Source organism: Paenibacillus terrae HPL-003, from assembly GCF_000235585.1.
Taxonomy (GTDB): Bacteria; Bacillota; Bacilli; order Paenibacillales; family Paenibacillaceae; genus Paenibacillus; species Paenibacillus terrae_B.
Genome location: NC_016641.1, coordinates 2,719,837 through 2,732,449, shown reverse-complemented (window position 1 = coordinate 2,732,449; position 12,613 = coordinate 2,719,837). Strand labels below are relative to the sequence as shown.

Genomic DNA, 12,613 nt, shown 5'->3' with positions numbered 1-12,613 from the left:
GGTAAATGTGTTAAAATATAATGAGAAGGGGGTTTCAATATGTTTAAGCCGAGATATACCATTACTTCGTCGATGATTAATGACTTACTGAAAATAGAACGCTCCAGCGTAGTTGTAGAGCAGCTTCCGCTTCCGGGAACGATTCTTGAGGAATTAAAAAAAGAAGCACAAGAGGTTACTGTACTTCTTTCAACCAAAATGGAAGGTAACACTCTGGACAATGAGGCAAAGCGGAAGGTTCTTTATAAATCCAGTAAAAACGACGAAGAGCAAGAGGTTTATAACCTGATGAAGGCAATTGAATTTCTAGATGAGTCAGAGCAGCGTGAACTGCCCATCACCGAAGAATGGATTAAAAAACTACATGCTATCATTAAAGTAGTACATGGACGCAGACCCAGACTGAGCGAATACCGTAATGAACAAAATAAAGTCGGCGACCGCAATCAGGCAGGCTTTTATCTCCCGCCGGAGTCTCAAGATGTTCCCGTTCTGATGGAAGACTTGATTGCATGGATTAATTCGCCGCATAATGTGAATTTAGCTGCTCCCATTCAAGCAGGAACAGCCATGTGGCAGTTTCTAACTATTCATCCGTACATGGATGGCAACGGAAGAACCGCTCGTATGATCGCTACGTACATTTTGCGTAGAGGGGGTTATGGTCTGAAAGGATTGTTTGTTTTGGAAAATTTCTACGATCGAAACCTGAATGATTATTACCGTGCATTGCAAATGAAGCTTTCCCACAACTATTATTTTGGTCGAAATGATGCAGATATAACCGTTTGGTTGGAGTACTTTTTGAGTGGATTGGCTGAAGTATACTCAGAAGCAGCAGAGATCGTTCGACAAAAAAATAGCGAGATGCTCAGGGTAGAACCTGAACTGATCCGGAAGCTGGACATACAGCAACGTACACTATTCCGTCAATTGGTATTCAAGCAAAATGCCGCCTCAATAACTGAGATTTGTAGGCTATTGGACGCTGGTGAACGAACGGTACGAGAAAAGATTAAAAAGTGGATTGAAGAAGGGTTCCTGGATCCAAAAGATCCGGAAGCGCAACGTATCCGTACCATCGTTCTTTCAGCCCAATATGAAGAACTTGCTGTCGATATTCGTAATGAATCCGAAAAATACCAGTATCTTTTGGGTAGTGATGACTAAATGGACGGTGCCCACCATGTTTTATTATGTTTACAAGAAGGGTAAGACCAAAAAAGAGAGTTCCGTGGAGTTTATTCGCGGGACTCTCTCTTTTTGATATCTATTCTTAAAAAAAAGCTTTGTGGGATTCTCACATTACAAGGCTTAGTCCGTCTAATCTACCATCTGCGGCGTTCGTCGCCTCTCAGGGGAAAGTCGCTCAAATCTCCGAGTTGGTCATGCGCATCTGTATAAATTCGGATCATAGCTTGCACCTTGTTAAAGTCGCTGTCTTCCGGGCCGAATCCTTCCATATACATTTTTTGAATGATGTTCTGGAAAAATTCGATACGCTTGCGGATGAAATCCTGCTCCATATGCAGTACATCTTCAAAGCTGTGTGCCTCGGCAAATTCAGACAGCTCATCTGGCTCCTGCTCCTGATATCGCTCTCCCCGGGTTTCTGGATTGAGATCAATAGAGGTGCGCAAGGCTGACAACAAAATATTTTCCCGTACCAGCATGACATGAAAATCTTTGTTCTTAAACAGGTCTGCCACGATCAAACGGCACATTTCCTTGTTCTGCAACAGAATCCCGTCAAAAGGATGCAGCGTCCATACACCGTAATTATAAAACAAATTGAAATTAAAGCTGCTGCTTCCATACTGATACACAATGTTGATTTTCGATTCGTCGATGATTTCAAATGAAAATTCCAGCATGCATTCTCCTTTGGGATTCCAATATTTAACTCTATCCTATCAGAAAATGCATGATTTTCAATAAAAAAATTTATTTCACAGCATCATTTAATTCCACAATAGAATCGGCTTTTTCACTACTGGCAGCTACAAGCAGATATACAATCACACACCCCAAGATAAAGGACATCATACACTCGTTCTCTCCTTTGTTATTCCACTTTTTAAGAGTTTATGCACGAGATTGCTATGTATGATCATCATGTCCTTTATTGGCTACCCCCAAACCAAAAAAAGACGCCTTTCAGGATCGCCCTGGCGTCTTTTCAATAGATTAGGTCCATTATTCTACATTTGTAAAATCAGTTCAGAAACGAGCTTAGACCTTCAGAAGAATCTTTATCCTTCAAACTCTTGGGCTGTTCCTTCCCCTCTATACCCAAACGCTGGCTGAGGTTGGCGTTGATTGCCGTCATTTTGCTCGTATAATCATGGCAACTTTCAATAATTTGACGGTTGGATTTTTCAGACAGATCCAAAGCAGATACCAAATCGCCAATCGCCTGATTTACAGCCTCCAGTGACATCGAGGGCTTGCTAAGTAAATCCGTCGTTCTCTCGGTCGTCGTTTTGAGAAGCTTGGCATTTTCCTTGAATTGATTCTCAATCGTACGATTCGTGGCATCCACGGCTGAAATGATTTTGTCCTGATCCGCCAGTGCCATCGCAATCATAGCCGATACAGTGATCAGATTCGACGTTTTATCAATGGCATTATTTACGGAATCAATCAGTTTATCATTATTATCATTAATAATATCCGTTGCCGCAATCGCCTGATTGTAGAGCAAAATCATTTCGGTCATCGACTGCGTGCGAGTAACCACCTTGCGCAGTCCCCGTTCCAGATGAGGCTTACGCGTTTCATTCTCCGGCTTGGCAATCTCAGTCTCGAACAGCTCCTTCAACCGATTGCCAAAGGCGATCTTCGTCTGCAAATTGTAGATTTCCTCTATGGAAGCCTTTTTCAACTGCCTCATGCTGACGATATTTTCTTCCAGATTGTCCTTACCGTCTCTCAAAGCTGTGATGATTTGCTCGATGTTCGTTTTGACCGACTGATATTTGTAAATGTAGTTCTTCAATGGGCTTTTCCGTAGAAGCTTGCCAAAAAAACTCACATTTTTGCTCTGTTGGAGCGTTTCGCATTCATCCCGCAGCTTTAAGATCATGCTCGATACCTCGGCGCGGTCGCCGGACATGAGATCGTTCACCGGACGATCCAGCATTTTTAGAGTCTGTCCCGCGCGCTCCTGCGTTTTAACTCCCAGCTTTCCGATGTCGTCCATCAGGGTATCCAGGCTCATGACATCGCTCTGTGACACCTTCTGAATCAGCTGTGAAGCCTCCTCGGTCACCTTTTGTTCGTCTTCTTTTTTCAATTCAGCCCATGGGGTAGCCATAAACGGAACCTCCTATCTTGAAAACAATTATTATCCATAGGCTAATGGTTGTTTTCAAGGCAGCTATGCTGCTATTTTATATTTTCTTAATAAATAGCCTACAATTCCGAACTGCTGTAACGCTGATGAATCAGCTCGGCTTTGCTTTGTAATTCCATCAGATCCTTATGCTCCACTGTGGAGACAATCACCGATATTTTGCTATCCACATCCCGCAAGCCGTTTAATAACGTTCTCCGGTTGGTTCGCTTGGCATCACCGCTAAGCCGGAGAAACGGATTAATCAATCCGTTCAGGTCCTTCAAAATCAATCTCCGAACCGTGTGGTTCACTTCGCTGTTATTTAATTCATGCAAAAGCGGAATCACCCGCTGTAAACGTGCGAACAGAGCCAATGCCTTTTCGACGATCTCGTTATCGAGCGCATCCTTTTGCCCTTCGGAGATCACCATATCCTCCAATACCTCCAGATACTCCATAATCTGAGCAAATTCGCTGCTCACCTGGTCTGGTAAGTGTGGTTTTCCAGTCATAGGCTTCGATGGTTCCGAGGCTTCCTTTTCAATTTGCTGTGTCTCAACAGCTTGCTCCTGTACTACCGGAATAACGGAACCCGTTAGATTGGGACGAGGATGACGGATAGCCATAATGGCGCTGTATCCCCCTAAGCAAATGACCGGAATCGCCAAACACACAAACAACGGTAACCAAAAACTTAGCAAAAGCGCAATCAGATAGCTGGCCACGGCAATCGTGGTTCCCCACATTTTTGACGTCATAGCTTGTACCTCCTGACGTAAACCCTTCCCATATTGTAGAAAACACACTCTACATGTGTCAATGTAAGGATTTACGTATGGTGATCGGCTGCTCGATGTGACTGGCTAAAATGTCGTATCGCGGATGGAGCGAACCGACCTCATTTCCCAAAGCTGATTTCACTGCCAGATAAGGAAAATTGATGCCGGACAAGCAAGATACATGCAGCCCCCCAGACATCCGCGGATTGATCTCCAGCAGTTTGGGACGCTCGCCGTTATATTTTACCTGAATGTTATAATTGTACGGAATGTGATACGCCTCAGCCACCTTATGCGCCACATCCAGTAGCTCGCTATGGTGCTCCAGCAACCGTAATCGTCCCCCCGCCTTCCTGCGCGGAACTGCTGCCAGCAGCTTTCCGTCTCGGTCAGCCAGACAATCAATACTGTATTCGTAGCCCTCCAGCAGCTCCATCACCATCAGGTTGGGGAACGACTCTGTGGATGACAATACACGATGTGCCTCCTCGAACGAGATATGGTTTAGCGCATGGCCGAACAGTTCCTCCAGTGGATTACGCTCGTTGTCGATGATACGAAAGCCCATCCCGCCTTCTGCATTACATGGCTTGAAGCATACCTTATGCCCAAGTGCTATTAACGACTCATAAGCCTGTTTAAACTGCTCCGCATTGCAGGCAATGGCATAATCGGGAATCGTGACAATGTCCTTTTGGCGAATGGATTCGTAAAACAGATCCTTTTCCATCAGTTGCTCCAGTAGTTCGGTATCTCGGCATACGATGACCTTCGTTCCAATTTCGTCGAACAGATGAAGATGCCTACTGATATCAAGCATATTCCACCGTGGAATAAATACATCAATTCTGTGACGCTGGCAAAAATCCGCACAATAACGTGCATACTCCACACCACTTGTTCGAGGCTCCACCTCAGCCACATCACTGGCCTGCAACGCCATATGCTGCGGGTCCGAGTGCGTCGCATAGATTTCGAACGGAATACCGTCCTCATTGTTACGAATAGCATTCATATAATGATACGCCACCGAAAACCAGCGGTTAAAATACACTTTGAGCTTCTTCACAGAGCCTTGTCCCCTATCTCTCTTGAAATGAGCTGTACTTCATGGACATAGGCCATAATTTCGTCCGCAGCATAGACACCCGAACCTTCCGTAAAACGGTAATTGACTTCCAGCTCATCCCGGAGCTGTTCCCTGTACAGCTCGCCATGGCGCGGAGCAATCGCATAGTCAGCATAGTCCAGCAAGCAGCGATCTAGCAAAGAGTCACCGGACGCAACGATAGGCCCCCCATCCGTGAGGTTACGGATATGCTCCACGGCTGCCTGTTTATTTACGGCCGCAGGGACCAGATACACCTTACGCCCTTGAATGGATACCTCCCAGCCCATTTCACGCATGATTCGCGCCTTCTCCAGCACCTGCTCCAGCGGCATACGATCTCGTTCAATAACGAATGCGTAAAATAACTCGTCACAGAAACGCTCACTCACAACCCAATCCTCATGCAGCACCTGTCCGAATACATGACGTGCTTCTTCCGCATTAGCACCATCTCGGCGTACCTGCTCGTGAATACGGCGATTCCACTCCCGATCCACCTCGCCTCCGACAATGATGTTACCGCCATTACTGGTCACGGCATACGCCGGAACCAGCTCCGTTTGAAACACCGTGATCCGTCGATACTGTGCCATCGTGCGAGTCGTCACAGGCATAAATATCACGTCTTTCGACAGCGTCTTCAGCAGTTGAAGGGCCTGTGCTGAAATAAACGCCGCTGTTTCCCCTTCCATGTGTTCCGCCGGCAGCAGCCCAGGCGACTCCAACGGCACGCCAAGCGAACGTTTGGAGTAAATTAGCGTCTGATCCAGATCGCTTGCGTAGATCATTCTTGTCCCCCCTTGAGCGGCTTAATGATCCCGCAGCAGGAATAGGTCAGCCCTCTAAATACCTCGACAGGCACTCCCCGGTCCTTTGCCAGCAGCACGATATGCCGAAGATTCGGATTATCTTCACGATCAATCAGAATTTTCCACGGCACCCTGCGCAGCAGCACACGGGTCGTCTCCCCCACACCGGGCTTGACCAGATTGATATCCTTAATACCAAAAGCCTCTTGAATCGCCTCGATATCCCGTAAGCCCTGCCACGTCACCACAGGTGGATTCAATGTCATCTGTTCAGCATACGCAGCGGCAGTTTCAGCCACGTCTTGAAAGTAACTGGAAACCGTATCCACAAACGTATTGGACTGGTCGACCGACCGCCAGGCTTCATAAAATTTGGCCCCATGGAAATCATCCGGTCCTATCAGATCGTCGCGCAATACCGTCCGGCTCATCAAACCCGATACGGTCGAATTCAGACAAGCGCTTGGGATCAAATAATCTTCCCGTGTACCAAAGGTATCCGAGCAGCTACCCGGATCGGCCAGCACCGCCAGATCATCATTCAGGCGTAATCCGTAATCTGCGTTCATCTCACGGCAAGCCTCGATCAGCACCTGCCGAATCGCCCCTTTTCCCGTCCAGCCATCTACAAACTGAAGCTCAATATCCAGCCCATGCTGCTGTAAAATATACAAAATAGCATTCCGGTCGATGCCTTTGCCGCGAATAATGGAAATGCTGTAATGCGGCAGGGAAACGCCATACTTCCAGTCAATATACCGCTTGATCAAGATACCGATGGGCGTTCCTGCTCTGGCAAGCGAAACAATTGCCGTGTTCAGGCCCCTTTTTCTCACAATCATTTCAGCCACAGAAGCTGCGGCTAATGCGACTTTTCCGGCCGATTGGGCAAGCGTTTCGTGAAACAACGCAATATACTCCGCTGTAGGCTCATATTCCACCGGAAGCATTTCTGAATAATGGACTCCCGACTGAATCGCCTCTTCACGATCCTCGGTCCCTTTTTCCAACGTAACACGGCTCAAATCCTTCAATAAAAAAGTAACATCCGATGCAGGATAGCTCCCCAACGGTTCGGGCGGATAAATGTTCTTCTGTTGTATTTGCTTCATGAGTGTCTGCTTCATATCCGTGCTCCTTTACTCTCCTGCCCAGTTAATCGGTTAAAATAAACGACATGAACTTGGTCGCAGCCAAGACGGGTCAAAGCATCCAGCATGGGCTGCATTCGCTGCGCGTCCGGCTCCCTTTCGATCAACACAAAGATCTCGTCATACTGACCAGGATCTACATTATAAATAAAATTGCGCACCGTCCCATCATCAGGTGAGGGATAAGGCATACCACAAGCTACGCCATATCCTTTCTCACGATGGGGGTAAACCGGGCTGCGCGTCGTCGACTGATAATACACATTCGGGCCTAGCTCCGCTGCAATCCGCATCGGAATGTACATAAATTCCCCCGTACCCATCACCAGCGTGCGCTGCCCTGAACGAAGCTTCTTCAAACGTTCCGCAGTACGCATAATTTCCGCATCCAACGCAGTATTATCAGCCGATTGCAGGCCGAAACGACCTGTATATTTTAAATAGGGAGCCTTATTGGCGTAACCGTCCGTTGAAATCGAGCTGTGTACTACCCGTTCAAAACCAGACGCATCCTCTTCAAAACAGTGGTCAATTATTCCAGAAGCGTCTGTCGTATCCTCTGCTATGCTAGTAGCAGCATGTTCTGCATGCCCGGCCCGTCCAGCGTATTCTGCATGATCCAGCATCGGTACTCCCTGTACCTCAATCTTTCCTTTGAGCAAGCTTAAAGGCGTGATCGTAATGCCCAACTCTGCCTCCAGATCGGTGAAAGCCTGCTCATCGCTGTCCGTCCGCCAATCCAATAACGAAGCAATCACATATTGCTTTCTTGGAAAATGTGCCTGAATATCCCGAATAATATTAAGGGTCGTTTTGCCCGTTGTAATTTCATCATCTACCAGCACAATGGGACCTTCTCCCGCAAATGCATTCTCATCTAGCACATAGCAGCGTTGGTCAACAGCATGTGAATGTTCTTCTTCAAATCGAATGATCGGCTGAAGACCCGGAATATCCTCGCGCGTCGTATGAATATATGAAGCACCGTACGCAAACACCTGATACATGGCGTGTCCCAGCGCCGTAGCTGTCTCGGCAAAGCCAACAAACCTGATCGGCTCCGCAAAAGCCAAACGTTCTTCCATCAGCTTACGATAAGCTTCTTGGGCATAGTCCGAGTCCAGAAGTCCCTTCACAGCCTCTCCAATCAGCTCATCCATCTGTTGTCCTGCCTGTGGGACAAGCTCCTTGTACAGCAGTATAGCCAGCGCCGCACCACTCAGCAGAGAAGTGTAAGGGTTCACCGGAATATGCTTGCCCAGCACCTTGCTGACAAACAAAAACGAACGCTTCTTGTTCACCCGCGCCGCCATCGCAAACAGCTTGTCTACTGGAAGGCAGAATGGATTATGTGTTTCCGTAATTTTAACGCTGAACTGCTCCAGGATAGGCAGCAGATGTGTTTTCGTGGTTGGGTAAGAGACTGACAAAATGTTGTTGTTCATGTAACACCCCGTATACTTTTGATCTGTTTATAATACGATGAGCCCAATTTAAATGCGGCTTAATTTCATTCATTTTGTTGGCATAGGTGCTTTTGAATACACCCAGACTACCGTCATTACGCTCCACAATCGCGAGGGCATCCATATACTCCTCATGTGTCACTGCATACATGGCCTGTACCGGCTTAATATGGGAAGGATGGATGATCGTTTTGCCGATGATGCCATTTTCCTTGTCCATCATGACCTCTCGGATTAGTCCGTCCACCGCATCTGAAATGAAGCCCATCCGCAGATTGCGTCCCTGCTTACCAAATGCATCCTCAAAGGGCGACACTCTTAATTGAGGCTTAAATACACGTTCCCGATGAGAGAAATATTCCCACACAGGACCGGAAATGACATAATCCGAATCTACGCGTCCAAACAAGTTAATTATATCAGCGATGCAATCCCGAATGACGGCTATTTCATAGATTGTAATATCTGGACTACGTCTCAAGCCAAACAAGCTGGAAAAATCAGTTGCCCCAATTCGTACATTCAGCACATACTCCTGATACTCGTCCAAAATCTCTTTGATCAACAGCAGCTCATTCCAGCGAGTTTCCCGATAAATGATTTTGGAGCTTTCGAGAATCGGTAATCCGTACAACACAGGGATGTTCTGTTCAGCCTTACCCCGGTTATATCCGGCAATGAGCTCAAAATATGCTCGTCCATTGCCAGAAGAAAACTTGGGCAAAACAAAGCCCGTCAGTAGCGACAGAGATTCTCCCAAACCTTTCAGCAGCCGTTCCAGCTGTTCCACAGACCGGACACGTACAAACAACAGCGGTAAAGACTGTTCACTCATCACACCCGTCCGCACATACGACAAGAGTTGAAGCAACTGCTGTGCCAGCGACTGTTCTGCATACTCGACCTGTTGATCCCCTATCGCATCCTCCAAATCCAGCATGACCGTCGTCAGTCCTTCATGTTTTCCATTCTTGATCTCTTCCGCTACTTCCGAACGGGTCGCAGGCATGTACAAAGCCGCCCCTACCGCGTAAGCCAATATACTTTTTGGGGATCGGTTATGAAATTCTGACGGCGGTGTGCAAAAGATCGCTTCTACTTCCTCAGAGGTCAAATCATTAAAATATTTCAGGGCCTTCTCCTCCTCTTGCTCTTTCTTGCCTGACTGAAGCCCTGTGCCTCGGGTATAAAAGAAATCCCCCCTTAAATTCAGGAGGGATTTCGCTATACTTTGTACATTAAGCCTCTTCGTCGGCCTTTTTCTTTCTTTTCGCCGAGCTAATAACCATTGTGCCTACAAAGACGGCAATCAAAATGCCGAAGAACAAGAGTTGCGGCATATGAAAGCCAAAAGCAGCAGCCAGCATTTTACCTCCAATAATGGCGATCAAAATAAAGGCTGTCTGTTCCAGTTCCGGAAATTTATCAATGAGCTTGAGGAACACTTGAGCAACACCACGCATCATCAGAACACCAAGAATACCTCCCAGGAACAGAACCCATACTTTCTCGCTCACACCAAAAGCGGCAATGACGCTGTCAATACTGAAGGCAATATCCATCAGTTCGACCATTAATACGGTTTTCCAGAAAGAAGTAGGTTTGTTTTTCACTTCTCCATCAGCTTCGGATTTGAATAAGCCCTTATAAGCAATATAAAGAAGATAGGCCGCACCCAGTACCTTAATCAGTGTGAACTTAATCAGGAATGTACCCAAGCCGATGGCTAGGAACCTGAATATATACGCACCCAAAATTCCGTAAAATAAGGCTCTCTTTTGTTGTTCCTTCGGTAAATGCTTAACCATAACTGCGAGAACCAAGGCGTTATCCGCCGACAAAAGACCTTCCAGCAAAATGAGAGTTCCAATAATCCCCCAACTCACCGGGTCAGAAAGCGTAGCTACAACATCACTCCATGAAAAGAAATGGCCGTAGTTCTCACTGATATTTTTAAATAAATCATTCAACATGAAAAGAGTGCCTCCGATAATTCAGTTTATTTGCTACCCTGCGACCAGCGCATGCCCCAGTTATGTGCACGATCCAACTCACGATGACCGCCATAGAACTGCACGAGTCTTTCAATGCTGAACGTTTCATCGTTCACGTTTTGGAGCATGGCAATCGCACACATCCCCTTGCGGTTGTCATGTTCATTCAGGTGAACGACAATATCCGGTCCGTCCTTCTGGTACAACGTGACCACTCCGTCCGCCTGCGACCAGTTCGTAACCCCTTCATAGATGAAGGTAAACACCAAAATTCGCTTGATTTCAGAAATTTTAGCACCGTTGATGCGGAGATTTTCCCCTGTTTTCACAGATCCCGTACGGTCGTCGCCGTCCAAAGCAATGTACGGGAAGCGATTCAGCGAGCCGAAAACTTCACCCAGCGCCTGAACAACACCTTTATCTCCGTCCTTCATCTCATACAAGCAGCCCAGATCGAGATCGACACCCTTGGAGCCGCGATTGAAAAAGCCCTTGCTCTGCTGTACCTGATTCCAGTTCAGATTGATCAGGATTTCTCCCAATCCACCTGAGCCTTTTTTCAGATTGATGGTGTCGCCCTTCTTCTTCAGCTCAATTTTGCGCAAATTCAGATTCACCGGTGTTGCAGATGGCTCTGGCTTCGGAGCAGGAGGTGCAGGCGGCGGCGTTGGTGCTGGCTGAGGCGTTGGAGGTGGTGTAGGCACTGGCGGCGGCGGAGCCGGATTATTTTCCACTTCAATCCCAAAATTGACGCACAACGCATCCAATCCACCGGAAAAGCCCGCGCCAATCGCGTTGAATTTCCATTCCCCGTTATGGCGGTACAGCTCACCTATGACAATCGCCGTTTCCACTGTAAATCCGCTGTCCAAATTAAACCGCAAAACCTCTCCGCTAACCGGATGAGCAAAACGAATGAACCCACCTTGAACCTGTCCAAAATTTTGCCGTTTCTGATCCGCATCATAAATCGTCAGCGTGAACGCAATCTTCTCGATATTGGCAGGAATCCGCGTCAGATCAAGCGCAAATTGCTTTTTGTCACCGGACTGTTGTCCGTCTGAATAAGTGATAAAGGGAGTGGTCGGATTGTTGTAAAAGATCAAATCCTCATCGCCTGATACCTTTCCTCCAGGGCCCAGCAAAAATGCCGAAGTATCCAGTTCCAGAGCCGCTGGGGACTCCCAGCCAATCCCTACGTTGACATGGGTCAGACCCGGATTCGTTTTCGTCAAATCCGCCTTCTGTCCCTTTACTACGATAACAGCCATGATTGTGTCACCTTTCCGTCCGTTTGTCATGTGTCAGCGTACGTCCATTCAATAGCTTAAAAAGAAAGGGTGGCGCCCTATGGACACCACCCAAAGTGGATATTATTGAGCGTCCAAGCCATAGTTTTTAGCAAGCGCACCCAATCCACCAGCAAAGCCACTGCCGATCGCCTGGAATTTCCAGTCCGCATTCTGACGGTAAAATTCACAGAATACCACGGCCGTTTCGGTGGAGAAATCCTCTCCCAAATCGTAGCGCAGCACTTCACGATCCGTCGCTGCGTCTACCACACGTACGAAAGCATTGGACACTTGACCAAAGTTTTGCACACGTGCCTCGTAATCATAAATGGTAACCGTGATCCCGATACGGTGGATGTTCGCAGGAATCTTCGAAAAATCAACGATGATTTGCTCGTCATCCCCATCGCCCTCACCTGTGCGGTTATCGCCCGTATGGGTAACAGATCCTGCTCCGCCTGTTGGATTGTTGTAAAATACAAAATCATCCGCAGCTTTTGCTTTGCCGTCTTCATAAAGCAGGAAAGCCGAAGCATCCAGGTCAAAGTCCGCGCCACCGCTGTATTTATTCGTATCCCATCCAAGACCTACGACAACACGGGTCAAGCCGGGATTGGTTTTGGTCAGATCAATACGTTGTCCTTTGGAAAGACTAATGGTCATATCGCATACCT

Annotated in this window: 12 protein-coding genes; 1 reads left to right on the top strand and 11 read right to left on the bottom strand. The window is 47.2% G+C overall.

Annotated features, from left to right (window positions below; genetic code table 11):
- The first annotated feature begins 39 nt into the window (after positions 1-39).
- On the top strand, positions 40-1,170 hold the full coding sequence (locus HPL003_RS12500) for a Fic family protein (RefSeq protein ID WP_014280018.1): 1,131 nt from the start codon (positions 40-42) through the stop codon (positions 1,168-1,170).
- A 158-nt stretch (positions 1,171-1,328) separates the two neighbouring features.
- On the opposite strand, the gene HPL003_RS12495 is transcribed toward HPL003_RS12500, so the two are convergent.
- The 11 genes from HPL003_RS12495 to HPL003_RS12445 all read right to left on the bottom strand — a co-directional run bounded on the left by HPL003_RS12495 (position 1,329) and on the right by HPL003_RS12445 (position 12,602).
- Positions 1,329-1,874, bottom strand: coding sequence for a hypothetical protein (locus tag HPL003_RS12495; protein WP_014280017.1), 546 nt, complete (start codon positions 1,872-1,874; stop codon positions 1,329-1,331).
- Between the two features lie 341 nt (positions 1,875-2,215).
- Positions 2,216-3,316: a toxic anion resistance protein gene (locus tag HPL003_RS12490; RefSeq protein WP_014280015.1), complete on the bottom strand. Its 1,101-nt coding sequence runs from the start codon at positions 3,314-3,316 to the stop codon at positions 2,216-2,218.
- A gap of 98 nt (positions 3,317-3,414) precedes the next feature.
- Positions 3,415-4,095: a hypothetical protein gene (locus HPL003_RS12485; RefSeq protein WP_014280014.1), complete on the bottom strand. Its 681-nt coding sequence runs from the start codon at positions 4,093-4,095 to the stop codon at positions 3,415-3,417.
- A 58-nt stretch (positions 4,096-4,153) separates the two neighbouring features.
- Positions 4,154-5,185: an ATP-grasp domain-containing protein gene (locus tag HPL003_RS12480; protein WP_014280013.1), complete on the bottom strand. Its 1,032-nt coding sequence runs from the start codon at positions 5,183-5,185 to the stop codon at positions 4,154-4,156.
- The gene (locus tag HPL003_RS12475) at positions 5,182-6,015 is read right to left on the bottom strand and encodes an HAD family hydrolase (protein WP_014280012.1); all 834 of its coding nucleotides are present in this window, start codon (positions 6,013-6,015) and stop codon (positions 5,182-5,184) included. Before HPL003_RS12475 ends, HPL003_RS12480 begins: the two co-directional genes overlap by 4 nt.
- On the bottom strand, positions 6,012-7,163 hold the full coding sequence (locus tag HPL003_RS12470) for a cysteine protease StiP family protein (protein ID WP_014280011.1): 1,152 nt from the start codon (positions 7,161-7,163) through the stop codon (positions 6,012-6,014). Before HPL003_RS12470 ends, HPL003_RS12475 begins: the two co-directional genes overlap by 4 nt.
- Positions 7,160-8,500 (bottom strand): phosphoribosyltransferase family protein, encoded by a 1,341-nt coding sequence (locus HPL003_RS12465; protein WP_014280010.1) that lies wholly within the window; start codon positions 8,498-8,500, stop codon positions 7,160-7,162. The genes HPL003_RS12470 and HPL003_RS12465 overlap by 4 nt, the downstream gene beginning before the upstream one ends.
- 52 nt (positions 8,501-8,552) lie before the next feature.
- On the bottom strand, positions 8,553-9,767 hold the full coding sequence (locus HPL003_RS12460) for an HpcH/HpaI aldolase/citrate lyase family protein (protein WP_167321404.1): 1,215 nt from the start codon (positions 9,765-9,767) through the stop codon (positions 8,553-8,555).
- A 124-nt stretch (positions 9,768-9,891) separates the two neighbouring features.
- Complete coding sequence (locus HPL003_RS12455; protein ID WP_014280008.1) at positions 9,892-10,626, bottom strand: TerC family protein; 735 nt, start codon at positions 10,624-10,626, stop codon at positions 9,892-9,894.
- Between the two features lie 26 nt (positions 10,627-10,652).
- Positions 10,653-11,918 carry a TerD family protein gene (locus HPL003_RS12450; RefSeq protein ID WP_043922379.1) on the bottom strand — a complete coding sequence of 422 codons (1,266 nt, stop codon included), beginning with the start codon at positions 11,916-11,918 and terminating at the stop codon, positions 10,653-10,655.
- Positions 11,919-12,020: 102 nt separating this feature from the next.
- Complete coding sequence (locus HPL003_RS12445) at positions 12,021-12,602, bottom strand: TerD family protein (RefSeq protein WP_014280006.1); 582 nt, start codon at positions 12,600-12,602, stop codon at positions 12,021-12,023.
- Positions 12,603-12,613: the final 11 nt, after the last annotated feature.